Consider the following 20,018-nt stretch of genomic DNA (forward strand, 5'->3'; position numbering starts at 1 on the left):
CCCGGCACGCACGCTCGCCGCGTTGTCGGGATCACCCCGATACATCCAGTATCGGGGTGACCCTCCGCCTTGCGATCGCACGCACCGGACGCCGCCGGACCCGCCCTCCGGGCGGACGGCGCCACTTTCGACACACGGCCTAGCACGTCATGCCCGAACCGAAGCCCAACTCCTGTGGCAGGAAATCCCATTGAATGCCCGTGTGGAGCACGGAGAGGATGCCGCACAGCACCTTTCCGGTCGGGCAACGGCTTCCGGCCCGAGTGCCGGAACCGACGCTCCTTGCGCGGCAGGAGCGGCTCGATCCGCTCCCGCACGTCATCCGACACGATCCACGGCGAAGTCCCCATGCACCGCCAACGCCCAACTCCTGACGCGGACACGGCCACCAAGGCCCAGCCGGCAAATGATCACGATGGGGGTGACTGCGTCGCGTTAAGCTGAGATGCCTTTCGTCCAGGACAACGATCTAGGCTGGCTCGATGGGGAATGATCGACGTCTCCGCCACCTCGTGGTCAACGAGACTGTCTGGTGTTGGACTGTCCGGCAGCGAGTGAGACGGGACTACGCCAACTGCCGGCTGACGCTTTCTCTCTTCCCAGAGGTCCCAGCGCAAGGCGTTCGACGTCGATTGACCTTGGTCTTTGCCCCGGGACCGGACAGAATCGTTTCGAACTCGTACTTCGAGGCAGGCACGGTCGTGCGCCTCCCGGACCGCGCCTGGCTCAACCTCTACGAGCCGGGAACGGTTCGACGCCTGCTCGACGCTGCGGCGCCTGCTCTGGACACCCGGCCATCGGTGCAGAACCTCGAAGTGGACGGCTGGCCCTACTTCGCTGAAGTCGTGGACCACGGCAATGCCGCCGAGTCTCATACTTGATCTTGAGGCTGGTCGTGGTGAGTTGACGGATGCGGCGTGGGAGCGGACAGCTCCGTTGTCGCCGGTGCTGGATGGCCGGGGGTCCTGGCGAGATCACCGGCAGGTGATCAACGCAGTGTTGTGGCCCTTGCGGACCGGGGCTCCGTGGCGGGATCTGCCGGAGCGGTACGGGCCGTGGTAGACGGTCCATGAGCGATTCGCCCGGCGGGAAGCCGACGGCACTTGGGCACGGTTGCTGGACTATGTTCAGGTCCGTGACGACGCGGTTGGCCACGTGGAGTGGACGGCTTCGGTGGACTCCACCATCAACCGGGCTCACCAGCATGCCGCCGGCGCCCGGAAGAAGGGGACCCGAACGGGGGCACACTGGAAGATCCGCAACGCTCGGCGCCGCGGCAGGCCCTCGGCCGGTCCCGCGGCGGGCTGACTACGAAGGTCCACCCGGTGATGGACGGCCGTGGCCTGCCCCTGTCGTTTGCCGTGACTTCCGGGAACGTGAACGACTCCACGGTGTTCGACGCGGTGCGGGATGCCATCAAGGTGCCCCGCTCCACGGTCGGCAGGCCGCGACGTCGTCGTCCCGACCGGGTGCCGGCCGATAAGGCGTATTCCTCCCGGGCCATCCGGGCCGACCTTCGGAAAACGCGGCGTCAGGGCCACGATCCCCGAACGCTCCGACCAGGTGGCCAATCACAAGCGCCACGGCGGGGCGTGTCACGCGTTCACGGACGCCAGGCGGCGAGGTAGTCCGGGTGGCCGGAGTGGGGCAGCGCCAGGTGGCGCACGGCCAACAGGACGGCGCTGCGCTCCGTGGCCGCCGAGAGGCGGTTCGCCGAGTCCGGCAGCGCGTCGCTCGACTCCGGCTCCTCGTAACGCCTCAGGAGCTGCCGTACCGCGTCGATCTCCCGCAGGGTGTGCTCCGGGTCGTGCAGCGCGATGTGTTCGGCGAGAGCGGCATCCTCGTCCGACCCGCCGACTTCCGGGCCGGTCGTGGCGAGCGGCGGGACGTCGTCCGCGAGGGCGGCGGCGGAGTACACACCCGTGCCCAGGGCCCGCCACGAGGAGTCATCGCCCCCGCCTCCGGCCGCGAGCGCCGCTGTTTCGCGCTCGGTGAGACGGGCCTGGAGGAAGGCCACCAGAGCATCGGACATGTTCGGTTCCTCGCTGTCGCGGACGTGGGGTCGTACGGGCGGACGATCTTCCCGCCTCCCGGCGGATGGTTCAAGGATGCAGCATTGCCTCGGGCACGACCGTGGAGGCGTGCTGACCCGCGAGGGCGGCTGCTCCCTGTGACGCGCGGCGGCAACTCCCACCCAGCAGGGATTCCTGTCACCGGCCGGCCGGTCGCCGGGCGGTGCACGAGCCGAGGCACGGTGGTCGCCAAGGGGCAGACGCACACTGACGCGGGGCCGGATCGGTGGGCGGGCACGGCCGGTTGAGCGCTGACGTGGATTCGGGCGGCAGGGGACTGTCAGTGGCCGGTGGCAGGATCACCGGCATGGGACTCGTACGCACTACGCCACCACGGCCGGTCGAGGTGACAGCTGTCTTTCCCGAACTGGCTCCGCTGGCACGTCCTGCGATGCGGCTGCATCCGCGTCCGGGGGCGCCTTCGGCCAGGGACAGCTCGGTCGGTGGGCCGTTGCTGTGGCCGGCGGGGGAGCCGTGGCCGCACTGCGAAGACGCGCACCTGCACGTGGACAGTGGATTCCGCCGGTCACCGGCCGAAGTACGGCTCGACAGACGCCTGCAGTCACGGTGGCGCCCCGACGGCCCGGCCGCCACGCTCACGCCCGAGGAAGAGGCGCTCAAGGAGCGCAATGCCGCGTGGCTCGCCGAGCGGCTCGACGCCGGTCCTCCCGGGCCCGCCGAATGCCCGGTGCCGATGCTGCCCGTGGCTCAGCTGTTCCTGCGTGACATACCCCTGTTGCAGCCGCCCGGGCAGGCCGATCTGCTGCAGATTCTCTGGTGCCCGTACGAGCACCGCCCGCACTACAAGCCGTCGACCGCACTGTTCTGGCGGTCGGCCGCGGAGGTCGGTGACATCCTCGCCGTACCACCGGAACCGTATGAGGCGGATTACCCGGGTTATGTGCCGGAGCCGTGCGTGCTGGCACCGGAAGCGATCACCGAGTACCCCAACCTCCTGGACCTGAGCCCGGAGCTGCGGCGGATGCTGGAGGACTGGGACAGGTGGCAGGCCGCCGGCACCGGCGTGGACAGCTCCTACGCGGAGTATCCGCCCGAGTTCTACTCCGTCCATCTGGGCAACGCGCCCGGCTGGAAGGCCGGCGGCTGGCCCCCGTGGGGCCGCACCGACCCGGTTCTCCGGTACTGCGCCGTGTGCGAGGCGCACATGGTCCCCCTGCTGACGATCGCCTCCTGGGAATGGGACGGCGGTGGCGGGCACAGCTGGGCGCCGCGGGAAGACCAGGCCGCCGCTCGCGCCGACTCCCACCACGCGGGCCGGTTCCCTTCGCAGCCGACGAGGGTGGAAGTGGGCAGCACGGACAACATGCAGATCTACGTCTGCCCGGCCTCCCCCGAGCATCCGCACACCGACCTGATCCAATGAGCTGCTGTCCAGCCGGCCGTGATCCCTCGGAAACGCCCGGCCACGTGATCGGCCGGGGCGGACGCGGTCAACCTTCCGATGGCCGGCAAAGACGGGCCAGATACGCGTCGAGCGGCTCGTCGGGGTGCCACCAGTGCACGGCGCCGATCTCGTCGTTGGCCTCGAACGGGAGGGGGCGGTCGATCCGTCCCGTGTACAAGGCCAGGAATTCGGTGCGTCGTTCCAGCCCCAGAAGGAAGTGCGCGAGCCCGACGAACCGCACCGGGCCGTCCGGTATCTGCCCTGTCTCTTCGAGCAGTTCGCGCAAAGCCGCCGCGCGGGGTGTCTCCTCCGGCTCGATCATGTCGCCCGGCAGCTCCCAGGACTTCCGGTACCGATCGTGGACGAGCAGCACCCTGCCTCCGCACCAGAGCGCCGCGGGCATGGGGTGATGCGCCGTGGTGAGGGCGTGCTCGGGGCCGTGGGTGAAGGAGACCGGCGCCTGACCGGTGGCGTCGACGGCGAGTGGCCGACGGTCTGTTCCGTCGTCCGCGGGTGCGCTCGTGGTGTCGTCGGGCATGGGCCGAGAGTGCCCGGGCGCTCCGTCTCCCACGCATGCGGTGGTGGGACCTTGTGTCCTCCGACCCGGCCGGCTCTCGTGCACCCGCCTCAGCGGGCCACCGTCGCCACGACGACCTTGCCGCCGCCCTCCCGGCTCCGCACCTGCACGTCGTGGGCGAGGCGCCGGATCATGGGCCAGCCGAAGCCACCGGTGCGGCCCGTGAGGTCGGGCGTGCGGTCCTGGGGGTGCGCGGAACTGTGGTCGGAGACACGGATCTGCAGGACCCGGCGATCGGCGGCGAGCCGGAGCGCACAGACGCCACCCGCGTGACGGATCGCGTTGGTCACCAGCTCCGACACGAGGAGGAGCAGGTTCTGGACCGCGTCGGCCCGGGGCGGTGGATCGAGTTGTTCGAGGAAGGCGGCGATCGCGTCCCGGGCCTCGGCGGCGCGCTGCGGCTTGCAGACGAATTCGACACGTGAGTCACGGGAGGTCGAATCTTTGGTCAGAACCTGGTGGTGCATATGAATTACCCCGTCAAGAGAATTCGATGGTCCCTCCTCGCGTACCCCGAAGGAAAGAGTTCAAGGACGGAGCCCGTCGATCGGTTGCGGAGAGTGTGCGGAAATGTGCGGGGCGCGTGAAGTCTCCTCGCGTGCGCGGTGCGCTCGCCCGTGCGGGAGTCTGTCGTAGCTGGTCACGGCGGCCCGACTGCAGGTGAGCGACGGCTGTCGGAAGCGTCTCGGGCGAGAGAGGTGTGCGCTTCGGAAGGGCGGGCACATGAATGGCCGGAGGTTGATAATCATGGTCCCGCTTCTTCTTGTTCTGCTTCTCGCTCTCATTCTCTTCGGTGCCGGATTCGCGCTGAAGGCATTGTGGTGGATCGCTGTGATCGTACTGGTGGTGTGGCTGCTGGGCTTCTTCGTACGCCCGGCTTCCAGCGGCCGGAAGGGACGCTGGTACCGCTGGTGAATCCGGCCCGCAATTCGTGACGGGACGGATTCTTGACCCACTGCCGGTCTGCGGGTGGCCCCGGTGACACGACGTCGCCGGGGCCGCCCGCGTTCCGTTCCGTCCCGTTCGGTGTTCTGTCCGGCCGGTGCTCACGAGGCGGTGCTCACGAGGCGATGCTCACGAGGCGGTGTTCATGAGCCCGGGGTGAGAAGGTCCGAGAGGTGCGCGGTGAAGGCGGTGAGACGGTCGAGGTCCGGTCCGCTCCGGGCGACGCGGAAGCCGTGGTGGATTCCCCAGTAGGTGGCGGTGACCGCGTGCCACTGGGCCCAGCGTCGGACGCGTTCGCGGTCGATTTCCGCCGCCTCCGCGTAGATGTCCAGCGTGCGGTCCACCGCACGGCGCAGGTTGTCCGACCCGATGAGGGAGAGGGCGCGTGATTTCAGGAAGGTCCCCGCGTCGTAGGCGGGGTCACCGGCGCAGCCCTTCGGGTCGACGGCCAGCCACGGTTCGCGGTCGGCGCGCAGGACGTTCCGGCCGTGGAGATCGCCGTGGACGACCGTATCCGGCTGAGCTCGGCCGAACTCCCGTACGGTCGACCGGGCATGGTCGACCACCCGGTCCGGCACCGCGTGTGGCATCCGTACGGCGTGGGCGCGCAGCTCCTCCTCCCAGAGGTCCGCCCGCTCCCGCAATCGGGGCAGGCCGGGCGGTGCGGGGACGGCGAGTCTGCGGCTGAGGGAGCCGGTGACGGCCGCGACCGTGTCGCCGTCCTCCGACTCCGCAAGCGTGGACGCCGCCACCCGTTCGAGGAGCATGGCGAACCGTTCGTCGTCCCGTTCGTGCAGCAGTACGGCACCGCGGCCACCCCACACCGAGAGGCCGTCCGGCTCGTGGACGTTGCCCGGATGAGGGAAGGACACCTTGATCACAGCCGGCCCCTCGGGCCGCCCCCGGACCGGTACGACGATCCCGACGCCACCATGGGTGACCTGCCCGTCCGGGGCGCAACTCCACCGGTCGAGCAAATCGTCGACGAGTGAGGGAAGTTCGTCGAGCCATGCTCTTCCGCGCGCACCCTCGCGGCCGACAGTGGCACGGGCGAAAGCGTCCGGAATCTCGGTCATCCGCTGAGGCTAAGGGCTGTCCCCGCCGGACCGTCCCGGCCCGGCCTCCGCCCGGACCCGCCCGGCCTCCGCCCGTCCCCGCCCGGACCCGCCCGAACCCGCCCGGCCTCCGCCCGGCCTCCGCCCGGCCCCCGCGGACGGTTCTGCGGGCGGGCTCGGAAAACGTGCTCGGAAACCTTGCGAGGATGAACGGACGGGCATCGCTCAGAGCGGTGGCGCCTCCACTTCCCGCACGCCGGCACAGCGGCAACTTCATTGTCACGTATGGGGTTTGGCCAGGTGGCGGGCGGTTCGCGGCCGCCTGCCCGCCCGCTCCTTCCGAAGCTGTCGGCCGATCTCTGCTGCATCTATTGACGGTCCAGGGGCCTCCTCCTACGGTATGCGCCGGGAGAGCGCTCTCTCCGAGTTCTCCTCTCTGCATCAGTTCTGATGAACCTTCACGCACTCTGACGGGCGGGGTGTGCGGCTGGGTGAGAGAGCGCTCTCCCGTAGGGTGGTCCGCCGGTCGGCGGGCTGCGGTGTGCGTTCCGAGAAGGAGCAGCGACATATGAGATTCAGACCCGGCCGAGCCGCGGCGGCAGTGGTGGCAGGCATCCTCGCCATCCCCGTCCTGGGAGCTCCGGCCTTCGGCGCCGACACGCCGGTCCTGCTGTCGCAGGGCCGGACCGTGACGGCGTCCTCCGAGGAGAACGGCGGCACCACGGCCGCGAAGGCGGTCGACGGCGACACCGGCACCCGCTGGTCCTCCGCCGCATCGGACAACCAGTGGCTCCAGGTGGACCTCGGCACGTCGTCCAGCATCAGCAAGGTGGTGCTGAACTGGGAGGCCGCGTACGCGAAGGGGTACCGCATCCAGGTCTCCGGGGACGGTTCCAGCTGGACCGACCTGCGCACCGTGTCGGACGGGGACGGCGGCATCGACACGCTCGACGTCAGCGGTACGGGCCGCTACGTGCGGGTCCAGGGCACCGTGCGGGCGACGCAGTACGGCTACTCCCTCTGGGAGTTCCAGGTCTACGGCTCCGCGTCGGGGACCACGAACCCGGGCACGGGCTCGGGCAGTTGCGGTACGGACAACGCGGCGCTCAACCGTACGGCCACCGCATCCTCCGTGGAGGGAGCCGGCACCCCGGCTTCCTCCGCCTTCGACGGCAACGGCGCCACCCGCTGGTCCAGCCTGGCGGCCGACCCCCAGTGGATCCAGGTCGACCTCGGCGCGGTCAAGAACATCTGCCAGGTGGACCTCTCCTGGGAGGCGGCCTACGGCAAGGACTTCGCCATCCAGGCGTCCACCGACGGCGCCACCTTCACCGATCTGAAGAAGGTCACCGGCGCCACCGGCGGCAACTCCTCCTACCAGGTGCAGGGTTCGGGCCGTTACCTCCGCATCGCGGGCACGGCCCGGGGCACCGCGTACGGCTACTCCCTCTGGGAGGCGGCCGTCCACGTGCAGGACGGCTCCACGGCGCCGATCCAGGGCGGTGGTGACCTCGGCCCCAACGTCAAGGTCTTCGACCCGTCCATGTCGGCCGCCACCATCCAGCAGCAGATCGACACGATCTACCAGCAGCAGGAGTCGGCGCAGTTCGGCGAGGGGCGCTACGCGCTGGCCTTCAAGCCCGGCAGCTACGACGTCAACGTCAACACCGGCTTCTACACCTCGGTTCTCGGCCTCGGGCGCAACCCCGACGACGTGACCGTCAAGGGAGTCAGCGTCGACGCCGGATGGTTCAACGGCAACGCGACGCAGAACTTCTGGCGCTCCACCGAGAACCTCTCCATCGCCCCGTACGACGGCACCGACCGCTGGGCGGTCGCCCAGGCCGCGCCGTTCCGCCGGATGCACGTCAAGGGCGGGCTCAACCTCGCGCCGTCCGGCTACGGTTGGGCGAGCGGCGGGTACATCGCCGACTCCAAGATCGACGGCACGGTCGGCCCCTACTCGCAGCAGCAGTGGTACACCCGCGACAGCTCCATCGGCGGCTGGACCAACTCGGTCTGGAACATGGTCTTCTCGGGAACCGAGGGCGCCCCGGCGACCTCCTTCCCGGAGCCCCGGTACACGACCCTGGACACCACCCCGGTCAGCCGTGAGAAGCCCTACCTCTACCTCGACGGCTCCACCTACAAGGTGTTCGTGCCCTCCAAGCGGGTCAACGCCCGCGGCGTGAGCTGGGCCAACGGCTCGACCCCCGGCACCTCGATCGGCCTCGACCAGTTCTACGTGGCCAAGCCGGGCGTCTCCGCCGCCACCATCAACCAGGCACTCGCCCAGGGTCTCCACCTGCTCTTCACCCCGGGCGTCTACCACCTCGACCGCACGATCGAGGTCAACCGCGCCGACACGGTGGTCCTGGGCCTCGGCCTCGCCACCCTCGTCCCGGACAACGGCGTCACCGCGATGAAGGTCGCCGACGTCGACGGCGTCAAGCTCGCAGGCTTCCTGATCGACGCGGGCACCACCAACTCGCCCACCCTGCTGGAGATCGGCAAGCAGGGCGTGCACACCGACCACGCCAACAACCCGACCTCGATGCAGGACGTGTTCGTGCGGGTGGGCGGCCAGTTCGCGGGCAAGGCCACGACGGCCGTCGAGATCTACAGCGACGACACGATCATCGACCACACCTGGATCTGGCGGGCCGACCACGGCTCCGGCGTCGGCTGGAACGTCAACGCCTCCGACAACGGCCTGCTGGTCCACGGCGACGACGTGCTCGCGACCGGGCTCTTCGTCGAGCACTTCAAGAAGTACGACGTCGAGTGGTTCGGCGAGCGGGGACGGACGATCTTCTTCCAGAACGAGAAGGCGTACGACGTACCCAGTCAGGCCGAGTGGATGGACGGCAGCAGCAAGGGGTACGCGGCGTACAAGGTCGACCCCGCCGTCAACACCCACGAGGCATGGGGCGTGGGAAGCTACTGCGCCTTCACCCTGACGAGCATCGAGACGGACCGGGGCTTCCAGGTCCCGGTGAAGTCCGGCGTGAAGTTCCACAGCATCCTGGCCGTCTCGCTCGGTGGGGCCGGGCGCTACAACCACGTCATCAACGACACGGGTGCCCCCGCGTTCGGGACGGACACCGTTCCGTCCACGGTGACGAACTTCTCCGGCTGATTCCGGGGTAGTCGACGGTCACACCGGCCTTCGGGCCGGTGGACCCGGCGGGGCGGGTGCCGGACGGCGGTCCGGTACCCGCCTTCGTCGTTCCGGGCGGAGGCGGCTCCTCGTGGACCTCGGGGGGTCAGCCCGCGCTGCAGGAGACCGTCGGCCAGGTCGTGGCGCCGTTGGTCTGGATCGTCACTCCCCAGTTGTTGCCGCTGCCGTTGGGCTTGGCGGTCAGTACCTGGGCGCTGGGGTAGGCCGCGGCGATGTTCCACGTCGCGATGATCTTCTCGGGGGAGGGGACGTTCATGGTGACGGTCCAGTTGGCGGAACCGGTGACCGAGACGTTGAGGTTGTAGCGGTCGCTCCACTGCTGGCCCGCGGAGAGTGTCGCGGAGCAGCCGCCGCCGGTGCCGCCCCCGCCGCCGGTGGTGCCTCCGTCCGGTGCCACGGCGCGTCCCGTCTGCGGCGAGATCATCCCCGCGCAGAGCCCGCGGGCCGCCAGCCCCTGGGCGATGCGCGGGATCGCCGCGAGGGTGGCGGCGGGCCATTCGTGCATGAGGATGACCTGGCCGTTGGTGAGTCGCCCGGCGGCCTGGACGATCGCGTCGGTGCTCGCGCCGTTCCAGTCCTGCGAATCGACGTCCCAGATCACCTGCGTCAGACCGTACTTGGCCTCGACGGCCTGCAGCGTCGCGTTGGTCTCACCGTACGGAGGCCGAAAAAGTTTCGGAGTCCCGCCGCCCGCCGCCGCAATGGCCTGCTGGGTCCGGGAGACCTCGGAGTCCACCTCCGCCTGGCTCTGCTGGATCAGGTGCGGATGGGTGTAGCTGTGGTTGCCGACCCACATGCCGGCATCGACCTCCGCCTTCACCTGGGCCGGGTAGGAGGCCGCGAACTGGCCCTCGTTGAACATGGTCGCCCGCAGCCCGTTCTGCTTGAGGGCGTTGAGTACGGCGGGGGTGTGGTCGTTCGAGGGGCCGTCGTCGAAGGTGAGCCCGACATAGCCGCTGCACGTGGCGGCGTACGACGGGGAGGCGGCTGTCGTGAGGGCGGCGACGGTGGTCACCGTCGTCATGATCGCCGCGAGGCCGGCGGCCAGGGAGCGCGGCGAGAAGACCGAGGGTGTTCGCATGTGTTCCTCCGTGGGGGAAGGCGCGCTGCTACCGGGCCGTGCCGGAAGACGGTTTTTGCAGCAGGGTGGTACTCGTCAAGTCCGGTGCTGCTGAGTCGAGTTCGGGCGCTGCGGTCGGATCGGCGCATCGGGGGTTCCGGGTCGGCGATCAGTGTTGACGTGGCTCCTTGGGCTGTCAATGGTTTCGGTCGCAGTGGCGAAAGATTCGAAGTGGTCCCTTCGGTGGGAGACGCATGCATCGGCAGAACATGGACGTGTGTCGGCCACGGCCTTCTGGAGGGCGCGGAGAGAGCAGGTGTGGGCGTGTCGGAGCGGGGCCTCCGCGGTCGAAAGTTTCGACGCCTGTTGCGGCACCGTGTCGGCCCGGCGGGTGTGACGGTTGTTCACGCCGGACCGCGTGAAAGTCGCTTGCGCGGGCCCGCGTGGCGGCTGCTCACGCCGGCCCGGGGCGGAGCCGTGAGGCGTCCGGTCGGTGAGTGAGCGCGCCCCGTCGGCGGGTGTCCCGCGCGGGCGGGTGACCCGCGCCCGGTGGCGGCGGGCTCGGGCGACCCGCGCCCGGTAGCAGCGGGCTCGCGTGTTCCGGTGGTCCGCAAGGGCATTCCGCCCGTACGTCGCACCGCCTCCGGGTCGCGCATGGGCGGTACGGATCCCTGACGGCCCCTCAGGCGGGGGGATTGGCTCAAAAGCTCCTTGCGGGCTCTGCCTGCGAGGGGGAGGCGGGAGCGTTCGCGTCGGCGGCGACACGGCGGCGAAACCCCTTCGGCCGCCTGCCCCGTGCAACGCCCCGCGTTCCGCCGGTTTGTTGGGCGCGTTTCCGTCGTGTGAACGGTACGCCCTCAGGTCACAAATTTCTATCGTTGAAAATTTTCTGTGCACGACCGTTGTGACAGGGCTGGGGGCTGTGGCTCAATGATCGACCATGTGCGGTGCCTCGCTCGTTCGAGGCGCTCAGCTCCTTCGTGAGGACAATGCCATGAGACGACAACTACCGCGCCGACGTGCGGCTTTGACGACGCTCGCTTGTACGGCGGCCCTGGCGATGCCCCTCGGCATCACCATGGTCCCGGCGGCTGCCGCGGCACCTGCCGGCCACTCGGCGTCCGAGGCCACGGCGCCGGCGTTCGTATCCGAGAACCCGGCCACTCTGGTCCACGGGCTCAAGGGCGAGTACTACGCGATGTCCGCCCCCGGGGCACGGGACTTCGCCAAGCTCGGCGCCACAGCCCTGGACCCGGAGATCAACTTCGGGGATCTCACGGGTACTTTCAAGTCGGCCACGGGCCAGACCGAGAACACCACCGCGCGCTGGACTGGCCAGATCCAGGCCCCGGCGACCGGTGACTACACCTTCTCCGCGAGCGGCGACAACGGCTTCCGGCTGCTGATCGACGGCGTTCCGGTCATCGACCACTGGGTGGGCGACTGGGACGTCGAGCAGACGAGCAAGACGGTTCACCTGGAAGCGGGTGTGCAGCACGACTTCAAGCTGGAGATGTTCCAGGACGTCGGCGGCGCCAACATGTACCTGCGCTGGTCGAGCCCGGCGCTCGCCAAGCAGATCATCCCCGAGTCGGCGTTCACCCCGCCCGCGGACTACGAGGTCTACCCGGTCGCCCTGACCGTCGCCGAGGACGGCAAGCGCCTCCAGGCCACGTTCGACGACAAGGTCGGCAACCTCGCCGCCGTGAAGGACCACCTCGTCATCGAGGCGGACACCACGCCGATGCCGATCAAGTCCGTCGTCAAGACGTCGGGCAAGGGCAACTCGCTCATCGTGACCCTGTCCGAGGCCATCCAGAAGGGCCAGCAGGTCAAGGTCACCTACGGCACCGAGGGTGGGCTCACGGTGGGCGGCGAGACCGTCCCCGACATCAGCCGCAGCGCCAAGAACCTGTCGACCAAGCGCCTCACCACGGTCTGGGGCGACAAGCTCGACCGCAACAACCCGCTGCCCGAGTACCCCCGGCCGCAGCAGGTCCGCAACCAGTGGAAGAACCTCAACGGCACCTGGGAGTTCGCCGGTGCCGCCGCGGGCGAGCAGCCCGTCTTCGGCAAGAAGCTCGCCGAGAAGATCACCGTGCCGTTCGCGGTGGAGTCCCAGCTCTCCGGACTGGAGCGCCACGAGGACCACATGTTCTACCGCAAGCTCGTGACGGTGCCGAAGAACTGGAAGGTGGGCAAGTCCGGCAAGGACAAGCGGCTGAAGCTCAACTTCGGCGCGGTCGACTACAACGCGACCGTCTTCGTCAACGGCAAGAAGGTCGCCGAGCACACCGGCGGCTACACCGCCTTCGACGCTGACATCACCGACGCCCTCAAGGGCACCGGTCAGCAGGAGATCGTGGTCGCCGTCACCGACACCACCGGGGACAACCAGCCCAAGGGCAAGCAGTCCTCCAACCCCGGCGGCATCGAGTACACCGCCACCTCCGGCATCTGGCAGACCGTCTGGATGGAGCCGGTCTCCACCGCCTCCATCGACTCGCTGACCACCACCCCGGACATCGACAAGGGCCGGCTCGCCGTCACCGTCAACTCCGGTGATGCCTCCGCCGACGCCCGCGTCACGGCCGTCGCCCGGGACAAGAAGGGCAAGGTCGTCGGTACCGTCTCCGGTCCCGCCAACCGTGAGCTCAGCCTGCCGGTGGCCAAGGAACACCTCTGGTCGCCCGACGACCCGTACCTCTACGACCTCGACGTCAAGCTGACCGACGGCCGTTCCACCGACAAGGTGGGCAGCTACTTCGGTATGCGCTCGCTCAAGGTCGAGAAGGTGGGCGGCTACCAGAAGCTCACCCTCAACGGGAAGCCGTTCTTCTCGCTCGCCCAGCTGGACCAGGGCTTCTACCCCGACGGTCTCTACACCCAGCCCAGCGACGACGCCCTCGTCTTCGACCTGAAGGCGCAGAAGGACCTCGGCTTCAACGCCGTGCGCAAGCACATCAAGGTCGAGTCGCCCCGCTGGTACTACCACGCCGACCAGCTCGGACTCCTCGTCTGGCAGGACTTCGTCTCCGCCGGCATCAACAACGAAGCCGGCCAGCAGGCCTTCGTCTCCCAGGCCCAGGAGGAGATGAAGCAGCTGCACAACTACCCCTCCATCGGTGGCTGGATCGTCTTCAACGAGGGCTGGGGCGAGTGGGACCGCACCGCGACCGGCAAGCTCACCGAGGCCGTCAAGGCCGCCGACCCCTCGCGCGTCGTGAACGCCCACAGTGGCGTGAACTGCTGCAACTCGAAGGGTGACTCGGGCGCCGGCGACATCATCGACCACCACGACTACGGCAACAACGACCCCGCCTTCCCGGACGCCACCCGGGCGGCGATGGACGGCGAGCACGGTGGCTTCACGCTGCGCTCTCCCGGACACATGTGGCCGGGCGCCCCGACGGTGATCTACAGCGGGGTCGAGGACAAGGCCGCGCTCACCGCCAAGTACGTGGAGAACACCGAGAAGTACTACCTCGAAGCGGCCGGCGCCGAGCTCTCCGGCTCCGTCTACACCCAGGTCACCGACCTGGAGCACGAGCTGAACGGCCTCTGGACGTACGACCGTCGTGAGGCCAAGGTCGACATCGCGGCGGTGCGCGCGATCAACGAGAAGGTCATCGCGGCCGGTGCCGCGGCCGGCAAGCGCGACGAGGTGAAGGGCGGAGCCGCCTGGAACCTGGACGAGAACAAGGGCACCAAGGCCGCCGACAGCGGCCCGAACCACGCTTCGCTCACCCTGACCGGTGGCGCTTCGTGGACGCAGGGTGTCTCGGGCTCCGCGCTGAAGTTCTCGGGCGACGCCCAGTACGCGCAGACCGCCGGTCCGGTCGTGGACACCACGAAGGACTACTCGGTCTCCGCGTGGGTCACGCTGGACCAGCTGCCCAGCAACTACGCCTCGGCGGTCAGCCAGGACGGCCGGCGCACCGAGAACCCGTTCTACCTCCAGTACGGACAGGGCGCGTTCGCCTTCTCCCTGCCGGGCGGCAACCGTGCCCGCGCGGTGACCACCCCCGAACTGGGCAAGTGGTACCACCTGGTGGGCGTGCGCCAGGGCGACACCATCTCGATCTACCTCGACGGCAAGCTCGCGGCGAGCGCCCCGGCCGGCGGTGCCGGTGACGTGAGCACCGGTCCGCTCTCCCTGGGCCGTGCCAAGTGGAACGGCAACCCGACCGACTTCTGGAACGGTTCGGTCGACCAGGTCCAGGTCTTCGACAAGGCGCTCGGCGCCGCCGACGTGAGCGCGCTGTACGCCGCTCACGCTCCGAAGGCCTGATCCGACGGTGGCCCGCCGGCGCGTCCATGGCGCCGGCGGGCCACCTTCCCGGCGGGGCGGAACGCTTCCGTGCGTCCGTGCCCGCCCTCTTGAACCTAACGGTTTTCCACCGGTGTTGGACCCTCAGCGGTCCGCAGCGGTGCTGTCGCGCGCCCGCATACGGCGCGGGCGCGCGGGTGCGCGCGAGCCGGGCAAAGGCCCCGTCCCTCGCCCCACGACACATTTTGGAAACGCATCCGTCGTGCTCTTGCCGTCGCGCCGAAGCCGCATATATAACGTTGTAAACCGAGCCGCCGACAGGCCGCGCCGCCCCTCCCGACCCCGGTCCGTACCCACGGAACATGTCGAGGACAGGCAACCGGCATCAGCCGCACATGAGCTGATGCTTCATCAGAAACAGCCCGACCGCACGTGGTTCCGCGTGCCGTCATCCCGCCCAAGGAGCGTCCCGCGCATGATGATCCAGCGCCGATCCCGTACCCTCGCCGCGGCCTGCGTGCTCGCCGCCACCGCAATGCTCACCGCGGCCGGCTGCTCGAAGTCGGAGACCAACGACACCGCCTCCTCCTCCGACACGGGGCAGGCCGCCCAGGCAGCCACCACGGCTCCCGACAGCACCTCCGGCTCCGGCTGCTCCCTCCAGACCTACGGGGCGCCCAAGCTCGACCTCAAGAACGCGATCGTCGGCTTCTCCCAGTCGGAGAAGGAGGCCAACCCGTTCCGTATCGCCGAGACCCAGTCCATCAAGGACGAGGCGGCCAAGGTCGGCGTGAAGAAGCTGCTCACCACCAACGCCCAGTCGCAGCTGTCGAAGCAGATCAGCGACATCCAGGACATGCTGTCCCAGGGTGCGCAGTTCCTCATCGTCGCCCCGCTCAACTCGGACGGCCTGGAGCCCGCGCTGAAGGCCGCCGCAGCGAAGAAGGTCCCGGTCCTCACCATCGACCGCAAGCTCAACGCCGGCGCCTGCAAGGATTACGTGGCCTTCCTCGGCTCGGACTTCGTGGAGCAGGGCAAGCGCGCCGCCGACGCGATGATCAAGACGACCGGTGGCAAGGGCAAGGTCGCCATCCTCCTCGGCACCTCCGGCAACGGCGTCACCACCGACCGCACCAAGGGCTTCGTGGACGAGCTCGCGGCGAAGGCCCCGGGACTGGAGATCGTGGCCCAGCAGACCGGCGAGTTCGCCCGTGACAAGGGCCAGCAGGTCATGGAGCAGCTGATCCAGTCGAAGCCCGAGATCACCGCCGTCTACGCCGAGAACGACGAGATGGGCCTCGGCGCCGTCACCGCGCTCAAGGCCGCCGGCAAGAAGCCGGGCAAGGACGTCAAGATCGTGTCGGTCGACGGCACCCGCAACGCCGTCCAGGCCGTCGTCAACGGTGACTACAACGCCGTGATCGAGTCCAACCCGCGCTTCGGCCCGCTGGCGTTCCAGACCGCCCAGAAGTTCTACGGCGGCGAGGAGATCCCCGAGAACGTCATCATCTCGGACCGTGCGTACGACGAGACCAACGCCAAGGCGTCGGTCGGCGGCGCGTACTGATCCGTCGTCCAGCCGGACACCACCTGAGGCTCTCCCGCGACCGCCGTGGCGCGAACCGTGCCACGGCGGCCGGGAGTTCCCTCCGTCGCCAACCGGTACGGGGGACCCTCCACCCCCGTGCCCGCCCTTTCGGCACCTTGGAACTTGGAAGGCCAGGATTCATGGCACCACCCGAAGCAGTAACCCAGCCGCCCGAGCCCGTCGCGACCGGCCAGGGCCCCGCCCAGGAAGCCGGCTCGGTCCTCGAAGCCCGCGGCGTCAGCAAGCGGTTCCCCGGCGTCGTCGCCCTGGACGACGTGTCGTTCTCCCTGCGGGCCGGCGAGACCCACGCCCTGGTCGGTGAGAACGGTGCCGGCAAGTCCACCCTCATCAAGGTGCTCACAGGGGTCTACCGGCCCGACGGCGGCGAACTCCGGATGAACGGCGGAGCGGTCCGCTTCGCCCGGCCCTTCGAGGCCCAGCAGGCAGGCATCTCCACCATCTACCAGGAGGTGAACCTCGTCCCGCTGATGAGCGTGGCGCGGAACATCTTCCTCGGACGCGAGCCCAAGAACCGCGTCGGGATGATCGACTTCGGCCGGATGCACCGCGAGACGACCGAGCTGCTCGACGGCTTCGGCGTCCGCGTCGACCCCAAGCGTCCGCTGAACACCCTCGGCATCGGCACCCAGCAGATGGTCGCGCTCGCGCGTGCCGTCTCGGTCAACGCCCAGGTCGTCATCATGGACGAGCCCACCTCCTCGCTGGAGCCCCGCGAGGTCGAGACGCTCTTCCGGGTCATCGCCAACCTCCGTGAGCGCGGCATCGCCGTCCTCTACGTCAGCCACCGCATGGACGAGCTCTACCGGATCTGCGACCGGGTCACCGTGCTGCGCGACGGCCGCCACATCCACACCGGCGACCTCGCCGACCTCAACCGGATGCAGCTCGTGTCGATGATGCTCGGCCGTGACATGGCCGAGGTCAAGCGGTCGGGCCTCACCAACTTCACCGAGGGCGGCCACGACACCACCCGTACGCCGGTCCTCACCGCGTCCGGCGTCTCCAGCCGCCACCATCTCGACGACATATCCCTGGAGTTGTACGGCGGCGAGGTCCTCGGACTCGGCGGCCTCCTCGGCTCCGGCCGCAGCGAGACGGCGAAGGCCCTCTCCGGCGCGCTGCCCGTCGACGCGGGGAACATCACCGTCGACGGCAAGAGCCTCGGTCGGCTGACCCCGGCCGCCGCCATCAGGGCCGGGATCAGCCTCCTCCCCGAGGACCGCAAGGCGGAGGGCATCATCCCCGGCCTGTCGGTGCGCGAGAACATCGTGCTCGCCGCGATGCCCCGCCTCTCCCGGGCCGGAGTCGTCTCCCGCGCCAAGCAGGATCGCGTCGTCGAGATCTTCATGAAGCGCCTGCGCATCAAGTGCTCCAGCCCCGAGCAGAAGGTCGGCGAACTCTCCGGCGGCAACCAGCAGAAGGTGCTGATCGCCCGCTGGCTCTGCCTGGAGCCCAAGGTCCTGCTCCTCGACGAGCCCACCCGCGGCATCGACGTCGGCGCCAAGGCCGAGGTCCAGAGCCTCATCGACGAACTCGCGGGCGAGGGCCTGGCGGTTCTGCTCATCTCCTCCGACATCGAGGAGCTCATCGAGGGCGCCGACCGCATCGTCGTCCTGCGCGGCGGAGCCGTGGCGGGCGAGCTCGCCGGCGACGAGGTGGCCGAGAGCCGGCTGCTCGAAGTGCTCGCCGACCACGCCCCGGACGCGTCGCCCACGAACGCGCCGGCCACGCCGGAGAAGACCCCGGTCGCACAGGAGGAACCCCGATGACCCAGGCCACCCTGGCCCCGCCCGCAGCGAACCCGCTGGCCCGGCTGCGCACCCCCGCGTGGTGGCAGGAGTACGGCGTCTACGCGGCCGTCGCCGTGCTGCTGCTCTTCAACGCGTGCTTCACCGACCACTTCCTGACGACCGACAACCTGCGCACGCAGCTCGTCCAGGTCGCCCCGATCGTGATCGTCGCCCTGGGCATGGCCCTGGTCATCGGCACCGAGGGCGTCGACCTCTCCGTCGGCTCCACCATGGCACTGGCCGCGGCGCTCCTGCCTCTCTACCTCGGGTACGGCCTGGTACCGGCGCTCGGCATCGCCCTGCTTGCCGGAGCGGTCGTCGGTGCGGTCAACGGATCGCTCGTCTCCCTGGTAGGGCTCCAGCCCATCGTCGCCACCCTCGCGCTCTTCGTGGGCGGCCGCGGCCTCGCCCTGGTGATGGCGGACGGCCAGCTCAAGCAGATCGAAAACCCCGATCTGCTCGCGCTCGGCACCGACTCCTTCCTCGGCATTCCGCTGGTCGTGCTCATCGCCGGCGTCCTCGCCGTCGCCGTGGCCTTCCTGATCGGGCGCACCACCTTCGGCCGCCAGGTCGTCGCCATCGGCGGCAACCGCGCCGCCGCCGGACTCGCAGGACTGCCCGTCAAGCGCGTCCTCATCGGCGTCTACGTGCTCTGCGGCGTGCTGGCCGCCCTGGCCGGCGTGCTGGCCACGGCCCGGCTCACCGCCAGCGACCCGTCCTCGCTCGGCACCCTGATGGAGCTCTCCGCCATCACCGCCGTCGTGGTCGGCGGAACCCCGCTCACCGGCGGTTCCGTCCGCGTGCTCGGCACCGTCGCCGGAGCCCTGCTGATGCAGCTCCTGCGCGCCACCCTCGTCAAGCACGACCTGCCCGACTCCACCGCCCAGATCGCCCAGGCAGCCATCATCATCGCCGCCGTCTACGTCGCCCGGGAGCGCCGGTCCCGATGAACGAAACCTCCTCCGCCCCGGTGGCCCGGACCACGGCCCCGCACGCGACCCCCGCTCCGGCCAAGGCGCCCGAGCCCCGTCTCCAGAAGGGTGCCGGCTCCACCGGCCCCACCACGGGACAGCGCGTCCTCGACCTCCTCCAGCGCCAGGGCGTCCTCGCCGTGCTGATCCTGGTGATCGTCGGCGCCTCCATCAAGTACCCGGCGTTCCACAGCCTGGACAACGTCCGCGGTGTCACCGTGCAGGCGTCCTTCCCCGCCGTGATCGCCCTCGGCATGACCATGGTCATCATCACCGGCGGCATCGACCTCTCGGTCGGCTCCGTCTTCGCCCTCGGCGGCGTCCTCGCCGCCTGGGCCTCGCAGTACGGATTCCTGCCCGCGCTGCTCGTACCGCTCGTGGTCTGCTCCGCGATCGGCCTGCTCAACGGGTTCCTCATCGCCCGTGCCGGGATGGCCCCCTTCATCGTCACCCTCGCCACCCTGCTCGGCGCCCGCGGTCTGCTGCTCTCCCTCACCGACGAGGGCGGCACCACCTACCTCGTACCGAAGGACTCGGCCTTCGCCGAGCTGGGACAGGGCGCGGTCTGGGGCTTCGGGTACCCGCTCCTGATCGCCCTCGCGCTCTTCGGGATCGGCGGACTCGTTCTCCAGCGCACCTCGTTCGGACAGTCGATCTTCGCCGTGGGCGGCAGCAGCGACGCCGCGACCCTGATGGGTCTCCCCGTCGCCCGGACGAAGATCATCGTCTACACGCTGAGCGGTCTGCTCGCCGGCCTCGCCGGCGCGCTGAGCGCGGCACGGCTCACCTCCGGCGTCACCATCGTCGGCGTGGGCATGGAGCTCGACGCGATCTCCGCCGTCGTCATCGGCGGAACGCTGCTGGTCGGCGGCGCCGGATCGATCAGCGGAACCCTCTGGGGCGTGCTGCTGCTCGCCGTCATCCAGAACCTGATCAACCAGATCGGTACCCTCAACTCCTCCTACCAGTCGGTGGTCAGCGGCGGCTTCCTTATCGTTGTCGTGGTGGCGCAGCGCTATCTGTCGCGCAACCGCAGAACCACGTGAGCGGAGCCGTTTCTCATAGCCGAACCGAGTGAAGGAG

14 protein-coding genes and 2 pseudogenes are annotated in these 20,018 nt (G+C 69.4%); 10 read left to right on the forward strand and 6 right to left on the reverse strand.

Features of this window, described 5'->3' with window-relative positions; genetic code table 11:
• Positions 1 to 142: 142 nt before the first annotated feature.
• Positions 143 to 350: pseudogene (locus ACWCWD_RS32200) on the reverse strand (transposase); the annotation flags it as partial.
• A gap of 282 nt (positions 351 to 632) precedes the next feature.
• Between ACWCWD_RS32200 and ACWCWD_RS32205 the strand changes: the two are divergent.
• The gene (locus ACWCWD_RS32205) at positions 633 to 881 is read left to right on the forward strand and encodes a hypothetical protein (protein WP_450778366.1); all 249 of its coding nucleotides are present in this window, start codon (positions 633 to 635) and stop codon (positions 879 to 881) included.
• A pseudogene (locus ACWCWD_RS32210) lies at positions 859 to 1,593 on the forward strand (IS5 family transposase); the annotation flags it as partial. The gene ACWCWD_RS32205 and the pseudogene ACWCWD_RS32210, both read left to right, overlap by 23 nt.
• Before the next feature lie 10 nt (positions 1,594 to 1,603).
• On the opposite strand, the gene ACWCWD_RS32215 reads toward ACWCWD_RS32210, so the two are convergent.
• Complete coding sequence (locus tag ACWCWD_RS32215) at positions 1,604 to 2,032, reverse strand: DUF6221 family protein (RefSeq protein WP_450778368.1); 429 nt, start codon at positions 2,030 to 2,032, stop codon at positions 1,604 to 1,606.
• A 347-nt stretch (positions 2,033 to 2,379) separates the two neighbouring features.
• Between ACWCWD_RS32215 and ACWCWD_RS32220 the strand changes: the two genes are divergently transcribed.
• Positions 2,380 to 3,456 (forward strand): hypothetical protein, encoded by a 1,077-nt coding sequence (locus tag ACWCWD_RS32220; RefSeq protein WP_450778370.1) that lies wholly within the window; start codon positions 2,380 to 2,382, stop codon positions 3,454 to 3,456.
• Between the two features lie 67 nt (positions 3,457 to 3,523).
• Here ACWCWD_RS32220 and ACWCWD_RS32225 read toward each other — a convergent pair whose 3' ends face one another.
• A complete protein-coding gene (locus ACWCWD_RS32225; RefSeq protein ID WP_450778372.1) occupies positions 3,524 to 4,015 on the reverse strand; it encodes an NUDIX hydrolase in 492 nt (163 codons plus the stop codon).
• A gap of 89 nt (positions 4,016 to 4,104) precedes the next feature.
• On the reverse strand, positions 4,105 to 4,521 hold the full coding sequence (locus ACWCWD_RS32230) for an ATP-binding protein (RefSeq protein ID WP_450778374.1): 417 nt from the start codon (positions 4,519 to 4,521) through the stop codon (positions 4,105 to 4,107).
• A gap of 280 nt (positions 4,522 to 4,801) precedes the next feature.
• On the opposite strand from ACWCWD_RS32230, the gene ACWCWD_RS32235 reads away from it, so the two are divergent.
• Entirely contained in the window at positions 4,802 to 4,969 is a 168-nt protein-coding gene (locus ACWCWD_RS32235) for a DUF5670 family protein (RefSeq protein WP_327174049.1), read from the forward strand.
• A 173-nt stretch (positions 4,970 to 5,142) separates the two neighbouring features.
• On the opposite strand, the gene ACWCWD_RS32240 is transcribed toward ACWCWD_RS32235, so the two are convergent.
• Positions 5,143 to 6,075, reverse strand: a complete 933-nt coding sequence (locus tag ACWCWD_RS32240; protein WP_450778376.1) for an aminoglycoside phosphotransferase family protein — start codon at positions 6,073 to 6,075, stop codon at positions 5,143 to 5,145.
• A gap of 547 nt (positions 6,076 to 6,622) precedes the next feature.
• On the opposite strand from ACWCWD_RS32240, the gene ACWCWD_RS32245 reads away from it, so the two are divergent.
• Positions 6,623 to 9,193, forward strand: a complete 2,571-nt coding sequence (locus ACWCWD_RS32245) for a discoidin domain-containing protein (RefSeq protein ID WP_450778378.1) — start codon at positions 6,623 to 6,625, stop codon at positions 9,191 to 9,193.
• Positions 9,194 to 9,320: 127 nt separating this feature from the next.
• Here ACWCWD_RS32245 and ACWCWD_RS32250 read toward each other — a convergent pair whose 3' ends face one another.
• Entirely contained in the window at positions 9,321 to 10,316 is a 996-nt protein-coding gene (locus ACWCWD_RS32250) for a polysaccharide deacetylase family protein (RefSeq protein ID WP_450778379.1), read from the reverse strand.
• A gap of 973 nt (positions 10,317 to 11,289) precedes the next feature.
• Between ACWCWD_RS32250 and ACWCWD_RS32255 the strand changes: the two genes are divergently transcribed.
• The 5 genes from ACWCWD_RS32255 to ACWCWD_RS32275 all read left to right on the forward strand — a co-directional run bounded on the left by ACWCWD_RS32255 (position 11,290) and on the right by ACWCWD_RS32275 (position 19,981).
• On the forward strand, positions 11,290 to 14,586 hold the full coding sequence (locus ACWCWD_RS32255) for a LamG-like jellyroll fold domain-containing protein (RefSeq protein WP_450778381.1): 3,297 nt from the start codon (positions 11,290 to 11,292) through the stop codon (positions 14,584 to 14,586).
• A 454-nt stretch (positions 14,587 to 15,040) separates the two neighbouring features.
• Entirely contained in the window at positions 15,041 to 16,132 is a 1,092-nt protein-coding gene (locus ACWCWD_RS32260; protein ID WP_450778383.1) for an ABC transporter substrate-binding protein, read from the forward strand.
• A 161-nt stretch (positions 16,133 to 16,293) separates the two neighbouring features.
• Positions 16,294 to 17,943, forward strand: coding sequence for a sugar ABC transporter ATP-binding protein (locus ACWCWD_RS32265; protein ID WP_450778385.1), 1,650 nt, complete (start codon positions 16,294 to 16,296; stop codon positions 17,941 to 17,943).
• Complete coding sequence (locus tag ACWCWD_RS32270) at positions 17,940 to 18,914, forward strand: ABC transporter permease (protein WP_450778387.1); 975 nt, start codon at positions 17,940 to 17,942, stop codon at positions 18,912 to 18,914. The genes ACWCWD_RS32265 and ACWCWD_RS32270 overlap by 4 nt, the downstream gene beginning before the upstream one ends.
• Entirely contained in the window at positions 18,911 to 19,981 is a 1,071-nt protein-coding gene (locus ACWCWD_RS32275; protein ID WP_450778389.1) for an ABC transporter permease, read from the forward strand. Before ACWCWD_RS32270 ends, ACWCWD_RS32275 begins: the two co-directional genes overlap by 4 nt.
• Positions 19,982 to 20,018: the final 37 nt, after the last annotated feature.

Source organism: Streptomyces sp. NPDC001493, from assembly GCF_053597235.1.